Here is a 26,111-nt window from a genome sequence, read left to right as displayed (position 1 = left end):
GGTCTGCGTTGATTACAGCAGGTGGATTGATTATTGTATAATCAATTAAATTCCCTATTTGATAACCTGATGGAATGGACATAAAACAACTGCGCGCCCTGGTGGCGCTGGCCGAGCAGGGCAACTATCGACAGGCGGCGAGCCGGCTGTGCATCAGCCAGCCGGCGCTGAGCAAGCAGATTCAGGCGCTGGAAACCCAGCTCGGCGTTCGATTGTTCGAGCGTGGCCGACAGGGCGCGGCGCTCACCGCCGGCGGGCAGCGGCTCTACCCGGAGGTGCAGGCGCTGGTGGAACAGTACCAGCAGTTTCAGCGGCGCGCCCGGCGGGTGGCGCTCGGGGAAGCGGGGCGGCTGGCGCTGGGATTTGGCCTCTCCAGCTTTCATCTGGCGCCGCAGCTGGTGGCGGCTTTTCGCCAACGGTTTCCCGAGGTGGCGATCGGCCTGGAGGACATCCCGTCGGAGCGGCAGTATCAGTTGCTGTTACAGGGGGAGTTGCAGGCGGGGTTCGTGCGTTTGCCGGTCAATACGCCGCTGTGCGGCGTGGCAATGCTGAGTGACCGGTTGGTGCTGGCCGCGCCGGGCGCGCTGGCGCTGCGCGCCGACGATCTGATGGCGCGTTTCAATCAGCTGCCGCTGTTGCAGTTGACTCCGAAGCGCGGGCGCGGGCTGAGCGATCAGTCGCTGCGGTTTATCGCCGCTCACCGCTTGACGCCGAACGTGGTGCAGCAGGCCGGCGATATTCAGACGCTGTTGGCGCTGGTCGCCGCCGGCGTCGGCGTTGCGCTGCTGCCGCACAGCATCACGCATATCGCGCCGGCCGGCATCGACATTTTACCGCTGAGCGGCGAGGAAACGGAGTGGCAGGTCGGTATCGCCTGGGACCCGCAGCGCGCCGACGCGCTGCGGGACAACTTTGTTCAGACGGCGTTGGCGATGCAACGCGGTTAGGTTTTAGAGCGGGCAATGCATCACGACGATCGGGCTCTGGTGATACTCGCTGCGGCGGCTTTCGCTAAAGCCGACTTTTTTCGCCAGCGCCAGCGAAGCCTGGTTTTCCGGCGAGATGATGCAGACGGTTTTCTCCCCCGGCAGGTGCGTTTTACCCCAGGCCAGCGCCGCCCGCAGTGCCTCGGTGGCGTAGCCTTTGCCGTGCGCAGAACTCACCAGCGTCCAGCCCATTTCCGGCGCGTCGAGCGCCGGGGTGATATCGCGCAGGCCGTCGAAGAAGCCGATGCTGCCGAGGTACTCGCCGCTCTGTTTGTCACGCACCGCCCAATTTCCATACCCCAACAGCGCCCAGTGGCCAGCGTAGCGCATCAGGCGCCCCCAGGAGTCTTCCCGGTCGCGCGGCGTGCCGCCGATATAGCGTACCACCAGCGGATCGGCCCACAATGCGGCCAGCGACTCGAAGTCGTCCAGCCTGTGCGCGTCCAGCCGCAGGCGTTCGGTGACAAGCGTTGGCGCGGTGTTGATTACGGTCATGTTGCTGCTCCTGCACAGGGTGAAAGGCGATGAAAAACAACGGCGTTCAGTATGCCAGAGAAATCACACCGCCAGCCACAACAGCCAGGTGAACAGAAAGCCGCTCAGGCCGAGCAGGGTGGTCAGCACCGTCCAGGTTTTCAGGCCGTCGGCCACTGACAGCCCCAGATAGCGCGTGACGATCCAAAAACCGGAGTCGTTGACGTGGGAAAGCCCCAGCCCGCCGAAACAGGTCGCCAGCGTCACCAGCACCAGCTGCAGCTGATTCAAGCCGCTGACCGCCTCCGACAACAGGCCGCCGGTGGTCAGGATCGCCACGGTGGCGGATCCCTGCGAAGCGCGCAGCGCCAGCGAAATGATAAAGGCGGCGGGCACCAGCGGCAGGCCGATGGCCGTCAGCACCTCCGCCAGCGCCTTGCCGACGCCGGATTCCACCAGCACCTTGCCGAACACGCCGCCCGCGCCGGTCACCAGGATCACCACCGCAGCGGTCGGCAGCGCAGCGCCCATCACATCGCTGGCGTGTTGCAGGCTCCAGCCGCGGCGCAGCGCCAGGAAGTAGAAGGCCAGCAGCAGGGCGATCATCAGCGCCACCGCCGGCGAGCCCAGCAGCGACAGCGTATCGCGCAGCGCCGAGCCGGCAGGCAACAGCGTGGCGGAGACGGTGCCGAGCATGATGATGGCGATCGGGATGACGATCAGCGCTGCCACCAGCCCGGCGCCGGGCGGGTTGATGCGATCGCTGAGCGGCGCTTGCCCTTCCGGACGCGGTTCCGGCGCCGCCAGCTGCAGCTGTTCCAGCACCTCTATCGATAACGGATAGGTTTTGCGGTTGAGGTAGTTGGCGGCGAAATAGCCGATCGCGCCGACCGGAATACAGATCGCGAGGCCGATGATGGTCAGCCAACCGATGTCGGCGTTGAGCAAACCGGCGGCGGCCACCGGGCCGGGGTGCGGCGGCAGCGCGACGTGGACCGTCAACATCACGCCGGCCATCGGCAGGCCGAACTTCAGCGGCGACACTTTGGCGACCTTGGCGAAGCCGTAGATAATCGGCGCCAGAATGATAAAGCCGACGTCGAAGAACACCGGAATGCCGAGGATAAACGCGGCGAGGGTCAGCGCGGCGACGGTGCGTTTCGGCCCCAGCCCTTGGCTGAAGCGCTGCGCCAGCGACTCGGCGCCGCCCGAGTGTTCGATCATGCGGCCAAGCATCGCCCCCAGGCCGATGATGATGGTCACCGAGCCGAGCACGCCGCCCATCCCGGCGGTCATCACTTTCATCACTTCACCGGTCGGAATGCCGCTGGCCAACGCCACCAGCAGACTGACCACCAACAGCGCGACAAAGGGTTGCACCTTCGCCTTGATGACCATCAATAACAGCAGCACCACGCCGAGAACGGCAATCAGCAACAGCAGAGAGGTAGACATGAAAAAAGCCTTTCGTTGGGTAAGCGTTGGGCACCGCGATCGCCGCGTGGCGATACGGGTGCGTTTCATTGTTATAAAATCGATTTCCTGGTGTCGGCGGCGGCGTTAGCGGTAAGGTTTCAGCCAGCCGAGCCCGGCGGCGGTGTCGCCGCGCGGCCGGTATTCGCAACCTACCCAGCCTTGATAACCGAGCGCATCCAACTTGTCGAACAGCCACGGGTAATTCAGTTCGCCGTCATCCGGCTCATGGCGATCCGGCACCGAGGCTATCTGGATATGCGCGTAGCGCCCGGCCAGCGTTTCCAGCAACCCGCTGATATTGCCATCCACTAACTGCGCGTGGAAAAAGTCGAACTGAATGAACACGTTCGGTCTCTCGATAGCCGCCACCGCCTCCGCCGCCTGATGTTGACTGGCGAACAGGTAGTCGGGTTTGACCGGTGGGCTGAGCGCTTCGATCAGCACCTTGACGCCGTGCGGGGCGAAGGCGTCGGCGGCATAGCGCGCATTGGCGATAAAGGTGTCGAGATAACGCTGCCGGTCCGCGCCCGCGGGTACCACGCCGGCCATCAGGTGCACGCAGGGGCAGGCGAGGGCGATGGCGTAGGCCAGCGCGCGATCGATATCGGCGCGCGCATCCTGCTCGCGGCCCGGCAGCGCCGCCAGCCCCCATTCGCCGGCGGCGACATCGCCGGGCGCGGTGTTGAACAGCACCTGTTGCAGGCCGTGTTTGCGCAGTTTTTCCGCCAACAGCTCGGCGGGATGCTCGTAAGGGAACAGGAACTCCACCGCGTTGAAGCCTTGTTTGGCAGCGGCGGCGAAGCGCTCGAGGAACGGCACTTCGTTAAACATCATCGATAAATTGGCGGCAAATTTAGGCATGGGTCAGCTCCGTAATTCGGCAATTTCATCATCGGTCAAATAGCGGATCGGACGATCGCCGAGGGTGAAGATCAGCCGCGCCGCATCTTCCATCTCTTCGGTATTGTCCGCCGCCGCTCGCAGGTCTTTACCCGTCACCACCGGCCCGTGGTTGGCCAGCAAAAAGGCGCGGTGGGTGGGCGCCAGGCGGGCCAGATCCTGCGCCAGCCTTTCGTCGCCGGGGCGATAGTAGGGCACCACCGGCACCTTGCCGACGCGCATCACCACATAGGGGGTGAACGGTTTGATGGCGTTGTCGACGTCCAGCCCCTGCAGGCAAGAGAGCGCCGTGAGGTAGGTGCAATGCAGGTGCACCACCGCTTTGCATTCCGGGTTGTTCAGATACAGCGCGCGGTGAAAGCTGATCTCTTTCGACGGCTTGTCGCCGGACAGCCAGTCGCCGTTCAGGCTCACTTTAGACAGGCGGTCGGCCTGCAGCTCGCCGAGACAGGAGCCGGTCGGCGTCGCCAGCAGCGCGCCGTCCGGCAGCAACAGCGAGAGGTTGCCGGCCGAGCCGGTGGCGTAACCGCGTTGGAAAAACGAGGCGCCCAGGCGCACCATCTCTTCTCGTGCCTGCTGTTCGATGGTCGTGGTCATACTGGAAACTCCGTTTGCGCGCGCGTGAAGAAGGCTTCATCGCCAAAATTGCCTGATTTCAATGCCAGGGAAATGGCCCGATCGCTGGCGCGCACCCAGGGAACGCCGGGGGAAATGCTAGGGCCGATATGGAAGCCGCGAATGCCCAGCGCCTGCGTGACCACGCCGGAGGTTTCGCCGCCGGCGACGATAAAGCGGCTGAATCCCAACTGGCGCAGTTGCACCACCAGCTCGGCGAACAACGCCTCCACCGCCTCGCTGGCGGCGCTACCGTACTGCCGTTGCGTTTGCTGCAGCGCTTCCGGCGCTGCGGTGGCGTAGATCAGCGGGGCAAGCGCCTCCCCGGCGTGACGCTGCGCCCAATGCGCCAGCTCGGCGGCGTAGGCGGCGCGCGCCTGCGGATCGAGACAGCGGCCGATATCGATGGCCTGCGCCGCCGCGCGTTCGCGGTAGTGCGCCACCTGCCGGTTAGTCATGACGGAGCAAGAACCGGACAGCACCGCCGCTTTCTCGCCCTGCGGCGCGCCGGCCGCCTCTGCCGAACGCTCGCCGTTCTGCGCCCACTGCCGCGCCAGGCCGATCGCCAGGCCCGAACCGCCGGTCACCAGCTTCATCGTTTTCAACGCTTCGCCCTGGCTGAGCAGATGCCGTTCGTTGAGCGTATCCAGCACCGCGTAGCGCACGCCTTCCTGCGCCAATTGCCGCAGTTTCTCGCTGATCGCCCCGGCGCCGCGATCCATTTCCGCCGCCGTCACCAGCCCGCAGCGCCCGGTGGCCTGGGATTCCATCAGGCGCAGCAGGTTGCTGTCGGTCATCGGCGTGACCGGGTGATGACGCATGCCGGATTCGGACAGCAGCTGTTCCCCGACGAACAGGTGGCCCTGATAGACCGTGCGGCCGTTTATCGGCAACGCCGGAGATACCACAGTGAAACTTTCCCCCAGCGCGGCGAGCAGGGCGTCGGTCACCGGGCCGATATTGCCCTGCGCGGTGCTGTCGAAAGTGGAGCAGTATTTGAAGTAGAACTGGCGGCAGCCCTGTTTTTGCAGCCAGGCCAGCGCCTGCAACGACAGTTCGACCGCCTGCTCTGCCGGGCAGGAGCGCGATTTCAGGCTGATGACCGCCGCCTGCGCGCTGACCGGCGTTTCGTCTTGCGGCACGCCGTTCAACTGCACCGTCGGCAGGCCGTTTTGCACCAGAAAACTGGCGATATCGGTCGCGCCGGTAAAATCATCCGCGATTACGCCGAGCAGCATCAGATTGCCTCCTTTTTCTGCGGCAAATCGATGCCGGCAAAGATTTTGATTACCGCACTGTCGTCTTCTTTACCGTAACCGGCGTTGCTGGCGGCGGTAAACATGGTGAAGGCGGTGGAGGCCAGCGGCAGCGGGAAGTGCAGCGCCTTGGCGGTATCGGCCACCAGCCCCAGATCCTTGACGAAGATATCCACCGCCGATTTGGGCGCATAGTCGCCGTCGACCACGTGGCGCATGCGATTTTCGAACATCCAGGAGTTGCCGGCGGCGTGGGTGACCACGTCGTACATCACGTCCAGCGGGATGCCGGCGCGGGCGGCCAGCGCCATGGCTTCCGCTCCGGCGGCGATGTGTACCCCGGCCAACAGCTGGTGGATGATTTTAACCGTCGCGCCCAGGCCGATCGCCTCGCCGATGCGGTAAACCTTGCCGGCGATGGCGTCCAGCACGGGTTGCAGGCGCTCGAAGGTGGCGTCGGCGCCGGCGGCCATCACCGTCATCTGGCCTTCCTCCGCCTTGGCCGCTCCGCCGGAAACCGGCGCATCCAGCATCGGCAGCCCGTAGTCCAGCAGCCGTTGCTCGATCTGTTTGGCGTCATCGGCGGAAATGGTCGAAGAGACCATCACCGCGGTGCCCGGCTTGAGCTTTGGCGCCAGGCCTTGTTCGCCGAACAGGATCTGCTTCACCTGGGCGGCGTTCACCACCAGCAGCAGCACGGCGTCCAGTTCGGCGGCGAAATCGCGCGCGCTGGTAGACGCGTGTTTTGCGCCGGCCTGTTGCAGCGCCGCCAGCGCCTGCGGATTCAGGTCCGCCCCGTAGGTGGTCAATCCGGCGCGGAGGCACGAGCGCGCCGCGCCCATGCCCATCGCGCCCAGCCCAATGACGCAGACGGCATAATTCCCTGGGTGTGTCATACTGCACTCCTGTTAATTTTAGTGATAATTTGTTTTGTTGTGTTAAATGTAAGCGCTTGACGGCCGTTTATCCGCGATCGATATCACAATAATTAACAATGTGTGAGACGAATTCTTCGTACGGTTTCTGGCCTGTATCAACATTATTGTTATGTTTTTAAATAAGTTTATGTTTTTCTGGCGTCACTGCGCGCGCCGTCACGCCGCGAAAAATTAGGGCTATCGGCGAACGAAAATTGACGTAAAATCACAATTATTATCACCGCAGCAACGAGAGGGAACCGTGATACCTGTAGAACGCCATCAACAAATTCTTGCGCTGGTATCCGAACGCGGCGTCGTCAGCATTGCCGAGCTGACCGAACGGCTGGGGGTGTCGCATATGACGATCCGCCGCGATTTGCAAAAGCTGGAGGAACAGGGCGCGGTGCAGTCGGTCTCGGGCGGCGTGCAGGCGCCCGAGCGGGTGGCGAGCGAACCTTCGCATCAGGCCAAAGAGGGGATGTTCAGCCGGCAGAAAATCGCCATCGGCCGGCTGGCGGCGCGGCAAATTCCCGCCAATAGCTGTATTTATCTGGATGCCGGCACCACCACGCTGGCGCTGGCGAAGCAGATCGGTGAACGTGACGATTTGACGGTGGTGACCAACGACTTTGTCATCGCCGGCTTCCTGATCGAACACAGCCAGTGCAGAATCATCCACACCGGCGGCACCGTGTGCCGGGAAAACCGCTCCTGCGTCGGCGAAGCGGCGGCGCAGGCGCTGCGCGGTCTGTTTATCGATCTGGCGTTTATCTCCGCCTCTTCGTGGAGCATGCGCGGCCTGTCGACGCCGAACGAAGACAAGGTGATGGTAAAGAAGGCCATCGTCGAGGCCAGCCGCCGCTGCATTCTGCTCAGCGACACCTCGAAATACGGCAAGATCGCGACCTACCTGGCTCTGCCGATCGCCGCCTTTGACGCCGTCATTACCGACGAGGGGCTGCCCGCCGCCGCGCGGGAGGCAATCGAGCAAGCGGGGCTTGCGTTGCTGACGGCAGGGGAAGAAGAGTAAGAACGAACCGGAGTCAGGATGAAAGTTCGGTATCGATGCCACATGCGGGCGGTTCACTTGCTTCAACGCCGCCGCGTTCACGCCATTCGCGGCGCCTTTGTTCCCACCACTCTTCGTGGAAGGCTTGCATCTCTTTCAGGCGTTGTTCCTTAACGTGCTGCTGGTAAGTATGGGGTGTTATGGGGGTTATGCGGGATTTCGATGACATAGAGGCCGTCCTTTATAAACTCTATTTTGTATGAATAATGCCCTTTTTCAGCGTGTTTTTTCAACAGGAAATCATAAATTTTAGCTAATGCTGGCCTTAACGGTGCACTGAAGATGATCCTGGCATGATACTGATAAGCAAACTTGAGAAGGGTTTCCCCGATGCCAACGACGAATAAACGTTCGCGTTGGAGAAGGGTGTAATGCATTGCGGTATAGGTATCGAAAGCTGAGCGCTGGTGCTTGCTTGCGTCGCTCAGCGCCTTAACATCATAAAACTCCAGAGAGAAAGCATTATCGAGGAGAGTAGTGTCCACATACACTGGGGCAAACCAATGGTGCATGTTTTGCCCAATTTTCTTGAAATCCAAATGATAGATGGCCGTTTTACCATCACTTTTTCTTACAGTAATCTGATACCTGTATGTGTCTGCTATCCCTGTGTGTGACTCCCTCACATCAATCTCCATGATGAAATCCTTTTTACTATTATTTTTCCTATAGTTATCCCCTTTGTGACGAACCGATTATTAACTGCGGCGGAGAAGACCCTCCAGCCGCCGATGGAGCTTATGCGCAGCACCGCGCAAAACTAAATGCCGCTGAACCAGTTGTAGCCCTGATCTTCCCAATAGCCGCCCGGATTGACGTCGCTGACGAAGATGGCGGCGATATGTTTGGCGTTTTTGAACCCCAGCTTGGTGGGCACCCGCAGCCGCAGCGGGTAGCCATAGTCCGCCGGCAGCGCCTTGCCGCCGAAATCCAGCGCCAGAATGGTCTGAGGGTGCAGCGCGGTGGCCATGTCGAGGCTGGAGTAGTAGCGATCGGCGCATTTGAAGCCGACGTAACCGGCATTCAGATCCGCCCCGACGTGCTGCAGAAAGGTGCGCAGCGGCACGCCGCCCCATTGGCCGATGGCGCTCCAGCCCTCAATGCAGATCAGACGCGTGATCTGGCTTTGCTGCGGCAGCCGTTGCAGCTGTTCCAGCGTCCAGGGCGCTTTTTTCTCCACTTTCCCCGCGACCTCAAGCCGGTAGCCGGCCAGATCGATCTCGGGGACGTTGTATTCCGGGTAAAACGCGTTGAAGGGGAAAGGCTGGGTAATCTGATCGGGCCGGTAAGTTTGCGCCAGCCGCTGGCCGCTGAACAGCCAGGCCTGCACCCGGTCGTTCCAGCGCGACATGGCCCACAGCACCTTATCCACCCGATCGCCGTCTTGCAGGTTGCAACCGGTGAGCATGGCGATGCCGCCCAGCGTCAGGCCGGAGCGCAGCATCAGGCGGCGCTGCAGATTGACCAGCTGCTTTTTTTGGTCCGGTTCCAGTTTTGGCGCGGTTGCCCGCGGCTTTTTCTCATTCATGTTTGCCACCCGTTATCATCGCCCACAGCGTTTTGGGCACGACGATCACCATAAAGACGTGGATCGCCACGAACAGGCCGATGCCGACCATGGCGAAGAAATGCACGTAGCGCGCGAAATCGAAGCCGCCAAACAGGGCGACCAATCCCTGCAGCTGAACCGGCTTCCAAATCGCCAGGCCGGACAGCACCAGCAATAGGCCCAGCGCCAGCACGCCGAGATACATCAGCTTCTGAATGGCGTTGTAGTGGCCATGCCGGTGGCGCAGGCGCAGCGTCAACGCCAGCCAGATATCCTGCCGCAGCGCGCCGACGCGAAGCGGCAACAGATCGCGGCGAAAATGGCCGCTGAACAGGCTCCACAGCAGATAGCAGGTGGCGTTGAGCGCCAATAGCCACATCACCGCCAAATGCCAACCAATCGCGCCGCCCAGCCAACCGCCCAGCGTCATCTGCGGCGGAAAGCGGAAATCGAACAGCGGCGAGGCGTTATAGATCTCCCAGCCGCTCATAAACATGCACACCATGGCGAACAGGTTGATCCAATGAGTGATTCGAACCGGCCAGCGATGCACCGGCCGCGACGCGTTGGGTTTCATGGCTTTCTCCGGTTACATCGGCGGCACGGTGCCGTCTTTGCCGGCGGATATGCGGGTGGCGACGCGCTCGCCCTTATCGTTGGCGGCGGAGAACAGCACGATGTGCACGCCCGGTTTCAGCAGGCTCAAATCGCCCGGATCCAGCGTCACGATTGGCACGTCTTCCGGCACGACGACGGTTTTCTGCTGGTTGCCGTAGGTGACGGTCAGGGTGCGGCCGTTGGATTTCACCAGTTTGCCGACGGTGCCGTTGGTCATGGTGTCTACTTTGCCGTCGGCGGATTCCCAGGCCGAGTGCCCTTCGCCGGTGCCGCGCAGGCTGGCGGCGAACACGTGCACCTCCAGCGCTTTGAGCGTGCCGTCCGGCTGCGGCACGGCGGCGGTGCCGATAAAGCTGTCCGGTTTGATGTCGTCCAGCGTGGCCTTGGAAACGCTGAGCACTTTGGTCTGATCGTTCAGCTTGACGCTGAGCGTCTCACCCTTGCGATCGGTCAGCTGCAGATTGCCGTCGGCCACCTGGCTGATGGTGCCGCGCAGCGGCGCGATAACCTTGCCCGGCGTTTGAGCGGCGGCGGCCAGGCCGCTGGACAGCAGCAAGGTGGACAACAGTAAACCGGCTATACGATGACGGGTAATCATAACGTTCTCCTGAAATGAGTTTGCCGGGTAAGCATGGTTGAGCCATTGGGTCAGCGCCATGGCCGTTTGATGACATTAATGTCATCAAGTTTGTCCGCCGAAGCTGCTAGTATTTTTGCAGACGTAACGAGGTGGTGAGCATGCGAATACTGGTAGTTGAAGACGATATCGGCACAGGGGATTACCTGAAGAAAGGGCTGAGCGAGGCGGGGTACGGCGTCGATTTGGCGCGCACCGGCACCGACGGGTTGTTTCGCGCGTTGGAGCAAGACTACGATGCGATCGTGCTCGACGTGATGCTGCCGGGGCTGGACGGTTGGCAGATCATCGAGGTGCTGCGCAAGAAAAGCGACGTGCCGATTCTGTTTCTCACCGCTCGCGACGGCGTGCAGGATCGCATCCACGGTCTGGAGCTGGGCGCGGACGATTATCTGATTAAACCGTTTTCGTTCACCGAACTGGTGCTGCGTTTACGCACCTTGCTGCGCCGTGGGCCGGCGCGCGAAGCCGATCATTACGCCATCGCCGATCTGCAGCTGGACGTGCTGCGCCGCCGGGCGGTGCGTCAGGAACAGGTGATCCCGTTGACCAACAAGGAGTTCATGCTGCTGCACCTGCTGGTGCGGCGCGAGGGCGAAGTGCTGTCGCGCACGCAGATCGCCTCTCAGGTGTGGGACATGAATTTTGACAGCGACACCAATGTGGTTGACGTGGCGATCAAACGCCTGCGCGCCAAAATAGACCGGCCGTTCGACGTCAAGCTGATCCACAGCGTGCGCGGCATCGGCTATGTCTGCGAGCCACGCTCGTGAACGGGCGCACTTCACGTCGGCCGGTGTCGCTGACGCTGCGCACCGCCACGCTGTTCGCGCTGGTGGCCGCTTTGGTGGTGAGCGGGACGGGCGGGTATCTGTATAGCGCCATGCGCCAGGAAATGACGCTGCGCAGCGATCTGCAGGTGACCGGGCGCGTAGAGTATTTCCGCCATTTGCTGGGACAGCGCTTTCCTTTGGCGCGCCTGACCGCCAATAACGGCCTGTTTGAAAACATGCTGGGCAATGAACAGGACGTGCTGATTTTCCAAATTCCGGGGCAAAAACCGCTCATCAACGTGAACCCGGCCGGGGTGGCATTGCCGCCGATCGCGCCGACGCCGGCCGGCCAGGCGCAGACGTTGGCCGCCGTGCGCGGCGGGGAAACGGCGCAGGGGGTGCCGCTGCGCGCGGCGTCGGCGATGGTGCGCCTGGAAGACGGCAGCCTGTTGCAGATCTCCGCCGCGCATGTGATGGTCAACGAGCAGAAGATGCTGGCGCGTTACCTGTGGCGCATCGTCGCGGCGGTGGCGGTGGCTTTCCTGCTGATTGCGCTGCTGGGGTATGGGGTTATGCGCCGGGGATTGAAGCCGTTATGGCGCATGGCGGCGCAGGCGTCGCAGATTGCGCCCAATACGCTGTCGACGCGCCTCAGCGAGCAGGGAGCGCCGAAGGAATTGCAGCAGTTGACCCGTTCGTTCAATGCGATGCTCGATCGGTTGAATGAAGGCTATCAGCGCCTGACGCAGTTTTCCGCCGATCTAGCCCATGAGATCCGCACCCCGATAGGGGCGCTGATGGGCCAGTGCCAGGTGGCGCTTTACCAGCCCCGCAGCGTGGAGGAGTACGAAACCCTGCTGTCGAACAATATGGATGAGCTGGAGCGCATTTCCCGCATGGTGGAAAACATCCTGTTTCTGGCGCGCGCCGGGGAGGCGCAGTCTGCGCTGAACTACGGCCGTCTGGATGTGGCGCTGGAACTGCGGCGGGTGGCGGATTACTTCGAAGGGCTGGCGGAAGAACGCGGCATCGCGCTGAGCTGCGAAGGGGAAGGCGAGTTGAAGGCGGACGCGATGTTGTTCCAGCGGGCGCTGAGCAACCTGGTGGCCAACGCGGTGCGCTATGCCGATGAAAACAGCCTGATCGCGTTGCGGGCTGAATGGCGCGCCGATGCCTGGTGGGTGCAGGTTATCAATCAGGGGCCGCCGATCGCGCCGGCACAGCTGGAAAAATTGTTCGATCGTTTCTACCGCGCCGATCCCGCGCGCAGCGCCGGCAATCATGCCAGTGGGCTGGGGCTGTCTATCGTGCGCGCCATCATGACGCTGCACGGCGGTGAGGTGCGCGCGCAGTGTTCCGCTGGCCAGGATGCTGCTTGCTTGACCTTTAGCCTGATATTCCCTTCATCAGTTCAATGAACTGCGCGAATGTTTTCGCCTGTTGCGAATAATGCGACAGGCGTCATTCGTAAGCTTTTCCTTTCATTATTATTTCCCCAGCGCCTTGGCTGAACCTAAATTTTAACATTTGCGTCGCGGCAAGCGCGTTAATTCATCAGGCTAATGCGTATGCCGGCTATATGTGATTGCGCTCAACATTCACGTGTTATTATTTTTTTATTAAAATTTAGTTCTGCGGCTATTTTTTGAGATGATTTTTCTTAAAGTTGATAATTTGCGATATAAAAAACTAACTTTTTGGTTTTTATCGCGTCAATATATCAATGGGCGTGGTGATTGGTTAACCTTTGGTTATGGTTTGCAAGAAAAATCCTATATAACGGTGGTGAGGTGAAAAAGCGTATTTCGTGGCGTTGATTGCGTGGTTTTTCTTGCCTGCATTTGGGTGTTTTTGCGAATTAACCCGATTTAATATTTCATTAACATTTGACGCCAAACTATAAATTATCGCTATAGTGAAAACATGTGAATAAAATGAAATATAGATTTAATGACCATATTCTCTTTGACGCAGACACCAGAACCCTTAGCCCAACTGATTTTTCTGACGATCCCATATCCATATCCAGTCCTTCCAAGCGGTTGTTGCTGCTGCTGATTGCCCACCATGGCGAGGCCGTGGGGCGTGAATTGATATTCAAGAAGGTCTGGGACGATTACGGCATGGTTTCCAGCAATAATAATCTTAATCAGTGCGTCAGCAAATTACGCCGGGTGATTAAAAATCTGGGCGTCGAAGAAGAGGTTATTGTCACTGTCCCTAAAGTGGGTTTTATGCTGCGTGATGAGATTACCATCGAGTCTTATGAGGAAGCGGAAGATAGACACGATGCAGAACCCGCCGCCTCTTTGCCGGAGCCTGCGCCCGAAGCGGCGATAAACCCGCCATCCGCAACCGTCATCAACCGGGCCACCTCTTTTTTCGGTGATTCCCGCCGCGGCTGGCTGATGATCTGTGCATTGGTCCTGGGGGGCATCCTCATGGCCATTGCTGTCACCGCCTATTTCAGCGGCTCGGAGGCCCGGCAGGAGAGCTACCTGGGAAAGTCCGGCAATTGTAAGGTTTTCATGTCCTTGCCTGCCGCCTCGGCGTCGGTCAACGCCAGCCTGAATCGGGACATTCTGGCTTACGCCGCTCACCAAACGAGAGAATGCAGCGGCGATGAGTTTTTGCTGGTGGTGCGCAGCAATCAGGTCAGGGCTTACATTTCCGGCATTTCCCGCTTATTCCTGCTGCGCTGCAAGATTTTGCGTGAACATAAAATGGAGATCTGTTCCGGCTTGGAAAGCGACAATGCCGAGTTTATTAATTGACCATCGATAGCCGTCGGCTCAACGCGATTGAAAGGACGGTGGATATGACAAAAATATTACAGCATTGAAATTGAACGTTTGCTTTTCATTTGGCGGGGTGCCGTGTGGCGTCTATCGAGAGGTATTTCCCTTTCTCTACCGCTTTCTACCTCATTATGGTGATTATGTATGGTTAAAGCCGATTTCGGTGATGCGCTGCTATTTTTTGAACCCAGCTATTTAGTGAGAACAGGAATGGAAGCATTTCTCGTTACCCGATCAAGTGACAGGTATTTTATCGATGCCTTGAGCGAGCTGGAGGGAGCATTGAAAGGAGGGAAGCCGCGCGCGCTTATTATGGAGTTATATCATCAGAACGAATATTTGTATGATGTATTGCGGTTCGTTCTGACGGCAAAAAATGTCTGGCCGGAAATTCCCTTGGTGATTTTCACCGCGGTAGAACACCCCGGTATATTAGCGCTGTTAGCGACGGATGCGCGCATAGCTATAGTGGCAAAGGAGGAGCCTTTGCATTGCCTGCGTGATGCCATTGCGGCTGCGGGGGAGTTCTCCGGCTATCGTTCCCCGCATATTCGTGCCCGGTTGGCCCATTCGCCTGTCGCATTATCTGACGGTGAATGGCGAGTTTTGGCCATGATGGCTGCCGGCGCATCTCCACGAAGCATTGCCAACCTGACCCGGCGAAGTTACAAAACCATCAGCTCCCATAAACTGAATATTATGCGAAAACTGAGCCTCAATCAGGCCGGTTTTATGCGGCTTATTCTTACCCTGAGAACCCGCTATCCTTCCTGAAATGTGGCAAGAGTCACCTCTTCTCTGCAGCAGTCGATCTTCATTGGCTGCTGCTCTCCTGAGTTAATCCAATCAATCTTCTCTCCGCAACGAATGACGCGGGCTGAAATTCTGTACGGACATGGCAAGGATAAACAGGGTTGCTTTGTGGTTAAACAACAACCGCTTTGATGGGGTTAAACCACAATATGATTGTGCTTTCATCAAAGGCTTAATCCGTGTTTTAACGTGACTGGAGGTGGTTAAAACCTTAATTGCGGTATTTAAATCTAAATATTTGAACTTTAATAGTTAATGATTCTTTTTTGAACGGCTGGGGATATTCTTGTGGCGTCAAGCAGACTGGCTAAACGCAGTGATGCAAACGGCTGGCTGAGAATGGACGAAAGAAAGAAAACATATTCAACATTGAAGGGAGTTATACCATGAAGAAAATGACACTGGCTCTGGCGATCGTTTCCGCCTTTGCAGCGGTCAGCACTGCTCAAGCCGCCGACGTTACCGCTCAGGCGTTGGCAACCTGGTCTGCGACCGCCAAGAAAGACACCACCAGCAAACTGGTTGTGACGCCGATTGGCAGCCTGACCTTCAACTATGCAGAAGGCATTAAGGGTTTCAACAGTCAGAAAGGCCTGTTTGACGTCACCGTGGAAGGCGATACCACGGCCACCGCTTTCAAACTGACCTCAAAACTGGTCTCCAATACGCTGACTCAGCTGGATACTTCCGGTTCTACGCTGGAGGTCGGGGTGAACTACAACGGTGCGGCGGTAGAGAAAACGGCTGAAACCACCATGATCGACACCACCGCCGGCATTTTGGGCGGCAATCTGAGCGCCCTGTCCAACGCCTATAACCAGGCCGGCCGCACCAGCGCGCAGGATCAATTCACCTTCAGCATCATCGGCGCGACGTCAAACGGCACCACCGCCGTTACGGATTTCAGCACGTTGCCGGAAGGTATCTGGAGCGGCGACGTCAGCGTCGAGTTCAACGCGACCTGGACTTCCTAATCCCCCGAACGATCTGCACCTGGCAGGGGGGAGACCTCCTGCTATTTATCGCTCATCAACGCCAGTGGAATACCGCAATGACACGCTTTTCTCTCGCCGTCACCCTGATGTTAATGCTGCTGCGGCCGGCTTTGGCTCTCGATGTGGGTGAGATCAGCTCCTTCATGCCTGGCGACAGCGCGCGCCTGAGCAAGGAAATCAAAAACACCACCGACAGCGGCCGGCTGGTGAACATCAAGATCGAACGCATTTCCAGCCCTCTGGCCTCCGGTACGGCGATCCCGATGAGCAGCCGGGATGAAATGCTGCTGTCGCCCGCCAGCCTGATCTTGCCGGCCAACGCCAGCGACGTGATCCGCTTTTACTACAAGGGGCCGAACGATGCTCAGGAGCGCTACTACCGCATCGTTTGGTTCGATCAGGCGCTGAGCGAGGCGGGGCAAAACTCGGCTCGGCGTAATGCCGTGGCCACCACGTCGGCGCGCATCGGCACCATTTTGGTGGTGGCGCCTCGGCAGGATCGCTTCGCCTATCAGTTCGCCAACGGACGGATCAAAAACACCGGCAACGCCACATTCAAAGTGGTGGCCTACGGCAATTGCAGGAACAAGCAAGACGGCAGCGACTGCAAGGAGAACTATTTCGTGATGCCGGGCAAGGATCGCGCCTTCAGCAAGGTTGATGTCAACGATAAAAAAGGGCGCGTCGCGCTGTGGCACGGCGAACAGTTTATCCCGGTGAAGTAATGCGCGCGTTATCCACGATGGATGCAAAACAATCACGCAAGGAGTGGCATGTGAACGCTGTGCTGTTGAAAACGCTTTTGGCTGCCGGTGCGCTGGCGCTGCCGACGCTGTTGCCTGGCCGTATGGCGATGGCGGCCGGTTTGACGCAGATTAACGGCGTGCTGATCCCGCAAACCTTCAGCCTGGCGTTGCGCGAGGGGATGAGTATTCCGCTGTTGTTGCATTATGAAAAGAGCGATGGCGTCAAAGACGACAGCCGCATCGGCCATGCCTTTCTCTACCTGGATCAGGACAGGCTAACGATTCGTCGGGTGACGCTGGAGGATAACGACGACGGCGCCCGGCTGACGGCGGCGATAGCCGGCCAGCTGCAGGCTTTGCAGGATGCGCCATTCGATCGGCAGCAGCATATCCGGATCGCGGACGACGCCTGGCTGGCGCTGGATTTCCGGCAGCTCAACCTGCAGCTAGTGGTGAAGGAATCCGCGCTCGGAACGGTGCTGCGCGCCCGCTCCAGCGACATCGGCGCGTCCAGCGTGGATGCCGTAAGCAGCACGCTGGATTATAGCCTCGGGGTCTACGATAACCGGGCCCGCGCCAGCGAAGGCAATACCTCCAGTTATTTATCGCTCAACAGCGTTACCGCGTTGCGTGAACACCACGTGGAGTTGAACGGTTCCATCTACGGTATCGGCAGCGGCGATGAAAACGCCACGCTGTACAAAGCGATGTACGAGCGTGATTTCGCCGGCCGCCGTTTCGCCGCCGGCATGCTGGACAGCTGGAATCTGCAGTCGCTGGGGCCGGTCACCACCATCAACTCGAGCAAGATTTATGGTCTGTCCTACGGCAACCGCGCCAACTCGACGGTATTCGATAATTCCCAATCGCTGACGCCGATCGTGGTTTTTTTCCCCTCGGCCGGCGAGGTGCATTTGTCGCGCGATGGGCGGCTGCTCAGCGTGCAAAACTTCACGATGGGCAACCATGAAGTGGACACCGGCAGTCTGCCCTACGGCATTTATGACGTCGAGGTGGAGATCGTGGTCAACGGCAAAGTGGTGGATAAACGCATGCAGCGAGTGAATAAACTGTTCAGCCCCAATCGCGGCGCCAATGCGCCGCTGGCCTGGCAATTCTGGGGCGGGATGCTGCGCATGGACGACTGGCGCGGCGAGCGAGAGCGCCACCGCCCGGCAAAGGACTCTTATTTGCTTGGCGCTTCGGCTACCGGCAATCTGCACACGCTGAATTGGGCGCTGTCGGGGTATTCGTTTGACGGCAACGCCGTCGGCGAGAGCCGCGTCAGCCTGCCGGTGACCGAGTCGATTCAGATCAACCTGCAAAACATGGCGGCCTCCGATCGCTCCTGGAGCCTGGTCAATAGCGTCAGCGCCGCCTTGCCCGGCGGCTTCAGCAGCGTATGGATCAATCAGGAGAAAACGCAGATTGGCGATCGTCTGTTGCAAAATGACGCCTATAACCGCGCCGTTGGCGGCAGCCTTAATCTGGGGGCGCTGTGGTCTCCGCTGGGCACCCTGAGCGCCAGCTACAACGACGATAAGAAGAACGACAGCCACTATTACAACGCCGACTATTACCAGAACATCTTTACCGGCCGCTTTGGCACGCTGGGCGTGCGGGCGGGCGTGCAACGCTACAACAACGGCAGCAGCAACGCCAATACCGGCAAGTACATCGCGCTCGATTTTTCGCTGCCGATGGGCAACTGGCTCAGCGCCGGCGTTTCCAACCAGAACGGCTACACCACCGCCAACCTGGCGGCGCGCAAGGACATCAAGGACGGGCCGATCCGCACCCTGGGCGCCAACCTGTCGCGGGCGATTTCCGGTGATACCCGCGGCGACAACCGCTTCAACGGTGGTGGCTATGCGCGCTTCGACACCAAGTATTCTGCCGGCACGCTCAACGTCAGCAGCTCCGCCGACGGCTATGTTAACAGCAGCCTGACCGCGAGCGGCAGCATGGGCTGGCAAGGGCGTGATATTGCCATCAGCGGCCGCAACGAAGGCAACGCCGGGATTATCTTCAATACCGGCATTGAAAACGACGGCCTGCTGACCGCACGGGTTGACGGCCGGATGGTGAAGCTGAGCGGCAATAAGAATTACCTGCCTTTGTCGCCTTACGGTCAGTACGACGTTGAGCTGATGAACAACAAAAACTCGGCGGAGAGCTTCGACATCGTCACCAAGCGCAAGAGCAGGCTCACCCTGTATCCGGGCAACGTGGCGGTGATCTCGCCGGAGATAAAACAGATGGTGACGGTGTTCGGCCGCATCAAGGCGGAGGACGGCACGCTGCTGGCCAACGCCTATATCAAGAACCATATCGGCCGCACCCGCACCGATGAGAAAGGCGAATTTATCATGGACGTCGACAAGAAATTCCCGGTTATCGATTTTACCCACAGCGGCAATCAGACGTGCGAAGTGGATTTGGATCTCAGCAAGGCGCAAGGCGCGGTGTGGGTCGGCGACGTGATCTGCACCGGGCTGAAAACCTATGCGGGCAATCTGTCATCCGGGGAGTCTGACCATGAGAGCTAACGTTGCGCTGTTGTTGTTGGCGCTGGTCACCCCCGCGCTGCAGGCGGCGGTCAGCCAGACCAACTGGCCGGATGCGGCGGTAATGAAATTTGTCTTCGTGGAGAACAACGCCGACGACAACTTTTTCGTTACGCCGGCCGGCGGGCTGGATCCGCGCATGACCGGCGCCAACAAGTGGACCGGGCTGAAATACGGCGGTTCCGGCACTATCTATCAGCAGAGCCTGGGGTACGTGGACAATGGTTACAACACGGGGCTGAATGCCAACTGGCGCTATGACATGTGGCTGGAAAATGCGCCGATAAAGAATCCGTTCCTCGGCTTGCGTTGCATCAACTGGTATGCCGGTTGCAATATGGATACCAGCTTGATTCTGCCGCAGACCACCGACGAAAAGGGATTTTACGGCGCCGTGGTCACGCCCGGCGGCGCAAAATGGATGCACGGCATGATGTCGCCGAGCTTCTATCAGTATCTGAAGCAGATGGCGGCGGGTGACGCTTTCAGCATGCAGGTCAACGGTTGCCAAACGTCGGTGGCTTACGACGCCGCGGCCGGCGGCCGCTGCCAGGATCAGGCCAGCGGCAGCTGGTACAAGCGCACCGTCACGCACAGCAAGGCGGCGCACCTGCGCTTTATCAATACCAACGCCGTATCGGAGGTGTTCGTCAACAGCGATGGGGTGCCGATCATCGGCGAGGGCAATGCCGATTGCAAGAACCAGACTATCGGCGCCCGCTCGGGCATCATGTGCAAGATGGTCAGCTATGATTTGCAGACCGACGGCAGCGTCAGCAATACCTCGATTCATGTTTTCCCGGCGATTAACCATGCGGCGCTGTCATCCGCGGTGAACGCCGCCGACCTGCAGTTCAGTCTGAACGGCAACACCTGGAAAAACACGTCGGGCACCGGCAGCTACTATACCTTTAACGAACTGAAGAGCAGCAATGCCGTCTATGTGTTCTTCTCCAGTAACTTCTTCAAACAGATGGTTGCGCTGGGGATTTCCGACAGCGGCACCCGCGATCTGATCAATTTCCGTTTTCAGAACACCACCTCGCCGGAGTCGGGATGGTATGAGTTTTCCACCTCAAACCAGCTGATTATCAAGCCGCGCGATTTCAGCATCAGCATTATTTCCGATGATTACGACAACAGCCCTCATCGTGAAGGTTATGTCGGCCCGACGGAGCCGGCGCTGGAGTTCGGCTACCTGGTGACTACCAGCGGCAAAACCGCCGCCGATCAGGTGAGGGTGATGGCGACCGGGCCGACTCAGGCGATCAACGGGGTGAACTATTGCCTCTTTTCTTCCGCGGATAACAGTACCCAGGTGCCGTTTCCCGCCACCCTCGGCATCACCACCAGCACCAACGGCCAGCAGAGCTTCGCCGCCGGCTGCGATGGCCAGTGGCACGACATGACTAATGCGCTCTGGAGCAGCACCCCGTGGAATGATATTTCCGGCGAAGTGGGGGTGCTGAACAAGACCCGCGTGACCTTTAGTATTCCGATGAATAATCCGATCTCGCTGAGAACCGTCGACGGCAACGGTTGGTACGGCGACGTCAGCGCCGCCGGTGAAATTCATGTCGAAGCCACCTGGCGCAACATCAATTGAGGGCAGAGCGTGAAACTTATGCTGATAGGGTTGCTGTGTTTGTCCTTCCCCTTTACCGCCGCTGCAATCAATGTCGGCACCCTGACGTTTGCCATGGATCAGGATCGCTCATTCACCGCCAAGCGGGTGTTGAATAACAACCGCAGCGCGCGCCTGTATCAGGTGAGCATTCGCGCCATCGATCGGCCGGGAGAGCGCGAGGTGCGCAGCCGGCCGGCGGATGGCGAACTGCTGTTCGCGCCGCGCCAGCTGACTCTGCAGGCCGGGCAGGCGGAGTACTACAAGTTTTTCTACCGCGGGCCGCAGGATAATCGCGAGCGTTATTACCGGGTGTCATTTCGCGAAGTGCCGACCCGATTGTTCGAGCCGGGGCCGCGTCGGGGCGCCGGGGTCAACCTGGAGCCGATCGTGGTGATGGACACCATTCTGGTGGTGCGCCCGCGTCAGGTAAACTTTGCCTATCGGCTCGATACCCAGCGCGGTACGCTCACCAACACCGGCAACACCTACTTCAAGTTCCTGCTCAAGCCGGGCTGCAACAGCACGGATGAAGAGGGCGTCACCGAATACCTGCGCCCCGGCGATACGCTGACCCATGCCGGTATTCGGCTGAAGGGGCAGAAATTCATTATCTATAACGACAAATTTATCAGCGTCGATCGCAGCTGCCTCGATTAACGCGGCGGAATGGCAAACCGGAAACAGGCACCGCTTTGCGCTTGTTCGATCAGCTGAATATCGCTGTCGTGCAGCTGCAAAATGCGCCGCACGATCATCAACCCCAGCCCGCCGGAAGGGCGCCGGGCGCCGCTCAGGACAGACGGGCGCACGAACAGATCGGCGCGCAGCGTCTGCGGAATACCAGGGCCGCTGTCGCTGACCTGCACCATCACCCGATCGTCCTGCCGCCACAGCCGCACGCCGATGTCGCCGCCGGGCGGCGTATGGCGAATGGCGTTGTCCAACAGGTTGGTCAGCACCCGCTCAATCATGCTGAGATCGGCGAACACCGGCGGAATGCCGGGGGCGATGTCAGCGTGCAGCCGCTGGTTGCGCGCCTCCGCCGCCAGCTCGAACTTTTGGAACACGTCCTGCAACAGCTCGCTGAGGGAGAAGGGCTCTTTCTGCGGTTTCACCACGCCATACTCCAGCCGCGCCAGCTCGAACAGCTCCTGCGCCAGCTTGCCCACCTTGCGGCTCTGCGCCAGCGCGATCTCCAGGTAGCGCTGCCGATCGGCTTCGCTCAGGGTGGCGGCTTTGACCGACAGCGTCTACAGATAGCCGTGCAGCGAGGTGAGCGGGGTGCGCAGATCGTGCGAGACGTTGGCGATGAACTCGCGCCGCAGCCGATCCTGCTGCGCCAGCGTTTGCCACTGTTCGGCAAGGCGCTGCGCCATGCGGTGGAAGGCCTGCTGCAGCTGGCTGACTTCGTCGCGCCCGGCCCTGACCGCCGGCAGCGATGCGTAGGCCTGCACCGCCTCGATGCCGCCGCTGTCCAGCGCGCTGACCTGCCGGGTCAGGCGACGGATAGGGCGCGTCACCCAATAAAACGCCAAACCGCCGGCCAGCAGGCTGAACAGCACCATCAGCCCGGAGGTCCACAGCGCCATCCTGACCGCCGAGTTGAACTGGGCGTTGCTGGCCAGCGCCGTGTACTCTTCGCCGAGCAGCACCACGTACAGATAGCCTTCGATCCGGCCATCAACCTTTAGCGGCGCGACGCTGAACACCTTGCGCCCGTCCGCGCTGCGCGGATCGTCGCCATACACCGGCATCGGCGCGCCACCGAGCAGCGCCTGCAGCGGCGGCAGCGCGACCCGCTGCCGCTTCAGATGCCCGGCCGGCGCGGCGTTGCCGATAATCGTGCCCTGTTTGTCGAGCAGGTAAACCTCAACGCTGGGATTCACCGCCATCAGCTGATCGAACAGGGTATGCACCGCCTGCGGATCAGGCCCGTTCACCCCCAGCAGCGGGTTGCTGTCGGCAATATGCTGCGCCAGGTTGCCGGACAGGCGCTGGATCACTGCCTGGCTATATTGGGTGCTGCTGCGCACCTGCATCCAGCCGGAAAAGGCGCAGCCGATGACGATCAGCAGCGCGAAGATCAGCGTGAGGCGTTGCGCTAACGTAAGGTTTTTCATGGCTCACTCTTGCGGCGCGGCCGCGAATTTATAGCCCATGCCCCACACCGTGAGGATGCGCTCGGGTTCCGCCGGGTTGCGCTCTATTTTGATGCGCAGCCGGTTGATATGGGTGTTGACGGTGTGCTCATACCCCTCGTGCTGATAGCCCCAGACCTGATTCAACAGGCTCAGGCGCGAGAACACCTGACCCGGGTGGCGGGCGAAAAAGTACAGCAGGTCGAATTCGCGCGGCGTCAGCTCGACCGGCTGCTGGTGCAGGTACACTTCGCGGGCGATGGGATCGATGGTCAGATCGTTGAAACTGAGCACGCCGGCGTCCATGCGCAGGTTGCGGCTCATCGCTTCCTGGCGGCGGAACAGCGCCTTGACCCGCGCCACCAGCTCCAGCATGGAGAAGGGCTTGGCCAGATAGTCGTCGGCGCCCAGTTCCAGCCCCAGCACGCGGTGTACCTCGCTGGAGCGTGCGCTGATGATGATGATCGGCGTGTAGCGCGTCATGGTGCGCGCCCGGCGGCAAATTTCCAATCCGTCCACGCCCGGCAGCATCAGATCGAGGATGAGGGCGTCCCAGCCGCCCTGTTCCAGCATCGCCATGCCCCGGTTGCCGTCGGCGGCGTGGCTGATGGCGTAACCCTCGTCGCGCAGATGCAGCTGCAGCAGTTCGGCGATGTCGCCGTCGTCCTCGACGATCAAAATTCGTTTTGGCTTGTCCATTCTCATTACCGCTGATTGCCCGTTTCTCTCTGAAGTCTACACAACCCCCACCGGCGGAGTTATCACATTTTATTTAACTTTGCGTGAGGTCTTGGGGAACAAATCCGGGGAATACTCGGCTCATCGCCTCATTGGTCGCCAGGAGTTCGCATGAACCTCACTCTCACCCCGGAACAACGACAGACGGTGCATCCGCTGTGGCTGCGGTTGACGCACTGGCTGAATGCGCTGGCGATGCTGATCATGGTGACCAGCGGCTGGCGCATCTACAACGCCTCGCCGCTGTTCAACTTCAGCTTTCTCAATGAGCTGACGCTCGGCGGCTGGCTGGGCGGCGCGCTGCAGTGGCACTTCGCCGGCATGTGGCTGTTCGGCGTCAACGGGCTGTGCTATCTGCTGATCAACCTGGCCAGCGGGCGTTTCAAACGCAAATATTGGCCGCTCAGCCCACGGCAGTTTCTCGCCGATATGGGCGCCGCGCTGCGCGGCAGGCTGCAACACGCCGACCTGCGCCACTACAACATGGTGCAGCGCGTGGCCTATCTGTCGGTGATGATCCTCGGCGTGATGAGCGCGCTGTCCGGGCTGGTGCTGTGGAAATCGGTGCAGTTTCCGCTGCTGCGCACGCTGCTCGGCGGCTATGAGGCGGCGCGCTATATCCACTTTTTCGCCATGTCGGCGCTGGTGGCCTTCGTCGCGATTCACCTGGTGATGGTGGCGCTGGTGCCGCGCACGCTGCTGGCCATGCTGCGCGGACGCTAAGGAGTGAATGATGGAAAAGGATAAACAGATCATGACGATCGATGAAGGGCAGGCGATCGTCAAAGAAGCGCAGCGGCTGTTGAGCGCGTCATCCCGCCGCCGCTTTCTGCGCAATGGCCTGACGCTGGGCGGCATCGCCATGCTCACCGGCTGCGATCTCAGCGACAACGCCAACGTCGAACAGGCACTTAGCCGCATGTCGCGCTTCAACGATCGGGTGCAGGGCTGGCTGTTCGACGGCGAGCGCCTGGCGCCGGTCTACCCGGAATCGATGATCACCCGGCCGTTTCCGTTCAACGCTTTCTACGCCGAGGAGGACGCGCCGGACATCAACGGCGACGACTACCGGCTGGAGGTGGCGGGACTGGTGCAGGACAAACGCGCCTGGAGCCTGCCGCAGCTGCACCGGATGGCGCAGGTCAGCCAGGTGACGCGCCATATCTGTGTCGAGGGCTGGAGCGCCATCGGCAAGTGGGGCGGCGTGCCGTTCGCGACCTTTCTCAAGGTGATTGGCGCGGATCTGAGCGCCCGCTACGTCAGCTTCAAATGCGCCGACGACTACTACACCAGCATCGACATGGCCACCGCGCTGCATCCGCAGACGATTATCGCGCTGACTTATGACGGCCAGATCTTGCCGCGCAAGTACGGCTACCCGATGAAGCTGCGCATGCCGACCAAGCTGGGTTACAAGAACCCGAAACACATTCAGGTGATCGAGGTCACCAACCGCTTCCCGGGCGGTTACTGGGAAGACCAGGGCTACAACTGGTTTGGCGGCAGCTGAGGCGGCCGCCGGCCATTCTCCGGCACTCCGGTGCCTTTGACATGACGGAAGGAAATACCATGAAAAAGTTATTCGCAATGATGATGTGCAGCGCGCTGATGCTGGGCGTAGCCGGCGCCAACGCCGCTGATGGCATGAGCAAAGACGCGATGGAAAAGGACGGCATGAGCCAGATGTCGCACGACGGCATGGCGAAAGATGGGATGAAGAAAGAGTGCATGGGCAAGGAGTGCATGAAGAAAGACAAGATGGGCAAAGACGCCATGAAAAAGGATGGCATGGCGAAAGACGGTATGGCCAAAGACGGCATGAAGAAAGACGAAATGAAGAAGGACGCGATGGGGCACTAAGCCGCCGCACTCCGCGGCCGCCAGCGGGCGATCCGCGGTGGCCGTGGGCAACATAAGGAGAGAGGATGATGCTGGCGACATGGCTGCGGCGCTTTCAGCGCTCGAACGGGGACGTTATCTTTATGCGCGCGGCGCTGGTGGTGATCTTCGCCGCCTTCGGCTACGCCAAATGGTTTGATTACGAGGCGCAGGGGCTGGTGCCGCTGATCGGCAACAGCCCGCTGCTGAGCTGGATGCATCAGGCGTTCGGCATCCGCGGCGCCAGCTATGCGCTGGGCGTCGCTGAGTGGAGCTTCGGTTTGCTGCTGCTGGCGGGATTCTGGTCGCGGCGGCTGGGGTTGCTGGGGGCGATCGGTTCGACGGTGACCTACCTGACCACGCTGACGCTGATATTTTCCACGCCGGGTGCCTGGGAGCCTTCCGCCGGCGGTTTTCCGGCCATGGCCGGCGCCACCAGCTTTTTGATCAAGGATCTGGTGTTGCTGGCCGGTTCCCTGGTGCTGCTGAAAGCCGATTTGCCGGCCGAGCAGGCATAAAAAAGGGCGTAGCCTGGCTA

Annotated in this window: 26 protein-coding genes and 1 pseudogene; 15 read left to right on the top strand and 12 right to left on the bottom strand. The window is 60.1% G+C overall.

Going from position 1 to position 26,111, the window contains the following annotated elements; genetic code table 11:
* Nucleotides 1–74 precede the first annotated feature (74 nt).
* Nucleotides 75–947 carry a LysR family transcriptional regulator gene (locus tag ACSBQQ_RS11075; RefSeq protein ID WP_043146992.1) on the top strand — a complete coding sequence of 291 codons (873 nt, stop codon included), beginning with the start codon at nt 75–77 and terminating at the stop codon, nt 945–947.
* Nucleotides 948–950: 3 nt separating this feature from the next.
* Here ACSBQQ_RS11075 and ACSBQQ_RS11070 read toward each other — a convergent pair whose 3' ends face one another.
* The 6 genes from ACSBQQ_RS11070 to ltnD form a co-directional block, all read right to left on the bottom strand.
* Entirely contained in the window at nt 951–1,481 is a 531-nt protein-coding gene (locus ACSBQQ_RS11070; protein ID WP_033637665.1) for a GNAT family N-acetyltransferase, read from the bottom strand.
* Between the two features lie 63 nt (nt 1,482–1,544).
* Complete coding sequence (locus tag ACSBQQ_RS11065) at nt 1,545–2,915, bottom strand: GntP family transporter (RefSeq protein ID WP_033646865.1); 1,371 nt, start codon at nt 2,913–2,915, stop codon at nt 1,545–1,547.
* A gap of 105 nt (nt 2,916–3,020) precedes the next feature.
* Nucleotides 3,021–3,797, bottom strand: a complete 777-nt coding sequence (gene otnI / locus ACSBQQ_RS11060) for a 2-oxo-tetronate isomerase (RefSeq protein ID WP_033646864.1) — start codon at nt 3,795–3,797, stop codon at nt 3,021–3,023.
* A 3-nt stretch (nt 3,798–3,800) separates the two neighbouring features.
* Entirely contained in the window at nt 3,801–4,433 is a 633-nt protein-coding gene (gene otnC, locus ACSBQQ_RS11055; RefSeq protein ID WP_033637668.1) for a 3-oxo-tetronate 4-phosphate decarboxylase, read from the bottom strand.
* Nucleotides 4,430–5,689, bottom strand: a complete 1,260-nt coding sequence (gene otnK, locus ACSBQQ_RS11050) for a 3-oxo-tetronate kinase (RefSeq protein ID WP_080281273.1) — start codon at nt 5,687–5,689, stop codon at nt 4,430–4,432. Before otnK ends, otnC begins: the two co-directional genes overlap by 4 nt.
* Complete coding sequence (gene ltnD, locus ACSBQQ_RS11045) at nt 5,689–6,603, bottom strand: L-threonate dehydrogenase (RefSeq protein WP_033646860.1); 915 nt, start codon at nt 6,601–6,603, stop codon at nt 5,689–5,691. Before ltnD ends, otnK begins: the two co-directional genes overlap by 1 nt.
* A 283-nt stretch (nt 6,604–6,886) precedes the next feature.
* Between ltnD and ygbI the strand changes: the two genes are divergently transcribed.
* A complete protein-coding gene (gene ygbI / locus ACSBQQ_RS11040; RefSeq protein ID WP_033637671.1) occupies nt 6,887–7,657 on the top strand; it encodes a DNA-binding transcriptional repressor YgbI in 771 nt (256 codons plus the stop codon).
* A gap of 149 nt (nt 7,658–7,806) precedes the next feature.
* Here ygbI and ACSBQQ_RS11035 read toward each other — a convergent pair whose 3' ends face one another.
* The 4 genes from ACSBQQ_RS11035 to ACSBQQ_RS11020 all read right to left on the bottom strand — a co-directional run bounded on the left by ACSBQQ_RS11035 (nt 7,807) and on the right by ACSBQQ_RS11020 (nt 10,461).
* Nucleotides 7,807–8,334 carry a hypothetical protein gene (locus tag ACSBQQ_RS11035; RefSeq protein WP_048321379.1) on the bottom strand — a complete coding sequence of 176 codons (528 nt, stop codon included), beginning with the start codon at nt 8,332–8,334 and terminating at the stop codon, nt 7,807–7,809.
* A 122-nt stretch (nt 8,335–8,456) separates the two neighbouring features.
* On the bottom strand, nt 8,457–9,224 hold the full coding sequence (locus ACSBQQ_RS11030; RefSeq protein WP_033637672.1) for a molybdopterin-dependent oxidoreductase: 768 nt from the start codon (nt 9,222–9,224) through the stop codon (nt 8,457–8,459).
* The gene (locus tag ACSBQQ_RS11025; protein WP_033646856.1) at nt 9,217–9,822 is read right to left on the bottom strand and encodes a cytochrome b/b6 domain-containing protein; all 606 of its coding nucleotides are present in this window, start codon (nt 9,820–9,822) and stop codon (nt 9,217–9,219) included. Before ACSBQQ_RS11025 ends, ACSBQQ_RS11030 begins: the two co-directional genes overlap by 8 nt.
* Before the next feature lie 12 nt (nt 9,823–9,834).
* Nucleotides 9,835–10,461 (bottom strand): hypothetical protein, encoded by a 627-nt coding sequence (locus ACSBQQ_RS11020; RefSeq protein WP_033637674.1) that lies wholly within the window; start codon nt 10,459–10,461, stop codon nt 9,835–9,837.
* Between the two features lie 140 nt (nt 10,462–10,601).
* Here ACSBQQ_RS11020 and ACSBQQ_RS11015 point away from each other — a divergent pair, with 140 nt between their 5' ends.
* The 9 genes from ACSBQQ_RS11015 to ACSBQQ_RS10975 all read left to right on the top strand — a co-directional run bounded on the left by ACSBQQ_RS11015 (nt 10,602) and on the right by ACSBQQ_RS10975 (nt 21,476).
* A complete protein-coding gene (locus ACSBQQ_RS11015; protein ID WP_033637675.1) occupies nt 10,602–11,273 on the top strand; it encodes a heavy metal response regulator transcription factor in 672 nt (223 codons plus the stop codon).
* A complete protein-coding gene (locus ACSBQQ_RS11010) occupies nt 11,270–12,691 on the top strand; it encodes a heavy metal sensor histidine kinase (RefSeq protein WP_033646854.1) in 1,422 nt (473 codons plus the stop codon). Before ACSBQQ_RS11015 ends, ACSBQQ_RS11010 begins: the two co-directional genes overlap by 4 nt.
* 516 nt (nt 12,692–13,207) lie before the next feature.
* Nucleotides 13,208–14,047 (top strand): winged helix-turn-helix domain-containing protein, encoded by an 840-nt coding sequence (locus ACSBQQ_RS11005; protein WP_060428313.1) that lies wholly within the window; start codon nt 13,208–13,210, stop codon nt 14,045–14,047.
* A gap of 168 nt (nt 14,048–14,215) precedes the next feature.
* Nucleotides 14,216–14,845 (top strand): helix-turn-helix transcriptional regulator, encoded by a 630-nt coding sequence (locus tag ACSBQQ_RS11000; protein ID WP_033646850.1) that lies wholly within the window; start codon nt 14,216–14,218, stop codon nt 14,843–14,845.
* Nucleotides 14,846–15,270: 425 nt separating this feature from the next.
* On the top strand, nt 15,271–15,858 hold the full coding sequence (gene ecpA, locus ACSBQQ_RS10995; RefSeq protein WP_033646847.1) for a common pilus major fimbrillin subunit EcpA: 588 nt from the start codon (nt 15,271–15,273) through the stop codon (nt 15,856–15,858).
* 77 nt (nt 15,859–15,935) lie between these two features.
* Entirely contained in the window at nt 15,936–16,604 is a 669-nt protein-coding gene (locus tag ACSBQQ_RS10990) for a hypothetical protein (protein WP_049196268.1), read from the top strand.
* A gap of 50 nt (nt 16,605–16,654) precedes the next feature.
* The gene (locus tag ACSBQQ_RS10985; RefSeq protein ID WP_039566876.1) at nt 16,655–19,174 is read left to right on the top strand and encodes a fimbrial biogenesis outer membrane usher protein; all 2,520 of its coding nucleotides are present in this window, start codon (nt 16,655–16,657) and stop codon (nt 19,172–19,174) included.
* Nucleotides 19,164–20,798 carry a fimbrial adhesin EcpD gene (gene ecpD / locus ACSBQQ_RS10980; protein ID WP_039566874.1) on the top strand — a complete coding sequence of 545 codons (1,635 nt, stop codon included), beginning with the start codon at nt 19,164–19,166 and terminating at the stop codon, nt 20,796–20,798. Before ACSBQQ_RS10985 ends, ecpD begins: the two co-directional genes overlap by 11 nt.
* Before the next feature lie 18 nt (nt 20,799–20,816).
* Nucleotides 20,817–21,476, top strand: a complete 660-nt coding sequence (locus ACSBQQ_RS10975) for a fimbria/pilus periplasmic chaperone (protein ID WP_049233507.1) — start codon at nt 20,817–20,819, stop codon at nt 21,474–21,476.
* Here the strand turns inward: ACSBQQ_RS10975 and ACSBQQ_RS10970 are convergent.
* Together ACSBQQ_RS10970 and ACSBQQ_RS10965 are read right to left on the bottom strand one after the other, a co-directional pair.
* Nucleotides 21,473–22,939 (bottom strand): annotated as a pseudogene (locus tag ACSBQQ_RS10970) (HAMP domain-containing sensor histidine kinase). The gene ACSBQQ_RS10975 and the pseudogene ACSBQQ_RS10970 overlap by 4 nt on opposite strands.
* Before the next feature lie 3 nt (nt 22,940–22,942).
* A complete protein-coding gene (locus ACSBQQ_RS10965) occupies nt 22,943–23,656 on the bottom strand; it encodes a response regulator transcription factor (protein ID WP_039566873.1) in 714 nt (237 codons plus the stop codon).
* 150 nt (nt 23,657–23,806) lie between these two features.
* On the opposite strand from ACSBQQ_RS10965, the gene ACSBQQ_RS10960 reads away from it, so the two are divergent.
* The 4 genes from ACSBQQ_RS10960 (at nt 23,807) to ACSBQQ_RS10945 (ending at nt 26,091) form a co-directional block, all read left to right on the top strand.
* A complete protein-coding gene (locus tag ACSBQQ_RS10960; protein ID WP_039566871.1) occupies nt 23,807–24,418 on the top strand; it encodes a cytochrome b/b6 domain-containing protein in 612 nt (203 codons plus the stop codon).
* Nucleotides 24,419–24,428: 10 nt separating this feature from the next.
* Nucleotides 24,429–25,205, top strand: coding sequence for a molybdopterin-dependent oxidoreductase (locus ACSBQQ_RS10955; protein WP_039566870.1), 777 nt, complete (start codon nt 24,429–24,431; stop codon nt 25,203–25,205).
* 59 nt (nt 25,206–25,264) lie between these two features.
* Complete coding sequence (locus ACSBQQ_RS10950) at nt 25,265–25,555, top strand: pentapeptide MXKDX repeat protein (protein ID WP_039566869.1); 291 nt, start codon at nt 25,265–25,267, stop codon at nt 25,553–25,555.
* Between the two features lie 65 nt (nt 25,556–25,620).
* Complete coding sequence (locus ACSBQQ_RS10945; RefSeq protein WP_033637683.1) at nt 25,621–26,091, top strand: YkgB family protein; 471 nt, start codon at nt 25,621–25,623, stop codon at nt 26,089–26,091.
* Nucleotides 26,092–26,111 lie beyond the last annotated feature (20 nt).

The organism is Serratia sp. G204Y (assembly GCF_051172435.1).
GTDB lineage: Bacteria > Pseudomonadota > Gammaproteobacteria > Enterobacterales > Enterobacteriaceae > Serratia > Serratia sarumanii.
The sequence above is the reverse complement of the archived record's forward strand: the minus strand, read 5'-3'. Positions and strand labels throughout refer to the sequence as shown.

Excerpts from the sequence above, each read along its gene's own strand:
- ACSBQQ_RS11020 (WP_033637674.1), bottom strand. The coding sequence starts at position 10,461 with ATGATTACCCGTCATCGTATAGCCGGTTTACTGTTGTCCACCTTGCTG.
- ACSBQQ_RS10950 (WP_039566869.1), top strand. The coding sequence starts at position 25,265 with ATGAAAAAGTTATTCGCAATGATGATGTGCAGCGCGCTGATGCTGGGC.
- ecpA (WP_033646847.1), top strand. The coding sequence starts at position 15,271 with ATGAAGAAAATGACACTGGCTCTGGCGATCGTTTCCGCCTTTGCAGCG.
- ACSBQQ_RS10965 (WP_039566873.1), bottom strand. The coding sequence starts at position 23,656 with ATGGACAAGCCAAAACGAATTTTGATCGTCGAGGACGACGGCGACATC.
- ltnD (WP_033646860.1), bottom strand. The coding sequence starts at position 6,603 with ATGACACACCCAGGGAATTATGCCGTCTGCGTCATTGGGCTGGGCGCG.
- ACSBQQ_RS11030 (WP_033637672.1), bottom strand. The coding sequence starts at position 9,224 with ATGAATGAGAAAAAGCCGCGGGCAACCGCGCCAAAACTGGAACCGGAC.
- otnK (WP_080281273.1), bottom strand. The coding sequence starts at position 5,689 with ATGCTGCTCGGCGTAATCGCGGATGATTTTACCGGCGCGACCGATATC.
- ACSBQQ_RS10945 (WP_033637683.1), top strand. The coding sequence starts at position 25,621 with ATGATGCTGGCGACATGGCTGCGGCGCTTTCAGCGCTCGAACGGGGAC.
- ACSBQQ_RS10990 (WP_049196268.1), top strand. The coding sequence starts at position 15,936 with ATGACACGCTTTTCTCTCGCCGTCACCCTGATGTTAATGCTGCTGCGG.
- ecpD (WP_039566874.1), top strand. The coding sequence starts at position 19,164 with ATGAGAGCTAACGTTGCGCTGTTGTTGTTGGCGCTGGTCACCCCCGCG.
- otnC (WP_033637668.1), bottom strand. The coding sequence starts at position 4,433 with ATGACCACGACCATCGAACAGCAGGCACGAGAAGAGATGGTGCGCCTG.
- ACSBQQ_RS10960 (WP_039566871.1), top strand. The coding sequence starts at position 23,807 with ATGAACCTCACTCTCACCCCGGAACAACGACAGACGGTGCATCCGCTG.
- ACSBQQ_RS11025 (WP_033646856.1), bottom strand. The coding sequence starts at position 9,822 with ATGAAACCCAACGCGTCGCGGCCGGTGCATCGCTGGCCGGTTCGAATC.
- ACSBQQ_RS11065 (WP_033646865.1), bottom strand. The coding sequence starts at position 2,915 with ATGTCTACCTCTCTGCTGTTGCTGATTGCCGTTCTCGGCGTGGTGCTG.
- ACSBQQ_RS11075 (WP_043146992.1), top strand. The coding sequence starts at position 75 with ATGGACATAAAACAACTGCGCGCCCTGGTGGCGCTGGCCGAGCAGGGC.
- ACSBQQ_RS10955 (WP_039566870.1), top strand. The coding sequence starts at position 24,429 with ATGGAAAAGGATAAACAGATCATGACGATCGATGAAGGGCAGGCGATC.
- ACSBQQ_RS10975 (WP_049233507.1), top strand. The coding sequence starts at position 20,817 with ATGCTGATAGGGTTGCTGTGTTTGTCCTTCCCCTTTACCGCCGCTGCA.
- ACSBQQ_RS11035 (WP_048321379.1), bottom strand. The coding sequence starts at position 8,334 with ATGGAGATTGATGTGAGGGAGTCACACACAGGGATAGCAGACACATAC.
- ACSBQQ_RS11000 (WP_033646850.1), top strand. The coding sequence starts at position 14,216 with ATGGTTAAAGCCGATTTCGGTGATGCGCTGCTATTTTTTGAACCCAGC.
- ACSBQQ_RS11005 (WP_060428313.1), top strand. The coding sequence starts at position 13,208 with ATGAAATATAGATTTAATGACCATATTCTCTTTGACGCAGACACCAGA.
- ACSBQQ_RS11015 (WP_033637675.1), top strand. The coding sequence starts at position 10,602 with ATGCGAATACTGGTAGTTGAAGACGATATCGGCACAGGGGATTACCTG.
- ACSBQQ_RS11070 (WP_033637665.1), bottom strand. The coding sequence starts at position 1,481 with ATGACCGTAATCAACACCGCGCCAACGCTTGTCACCGAACGCCTGCGG.
- otnI (WP_033646864.1), bottom strand. The coding sequence starts at position 3,797 with ATGCCTAAATTTGCCGCCAATTTATCGATGATGTTTAACGAAGTGCCG.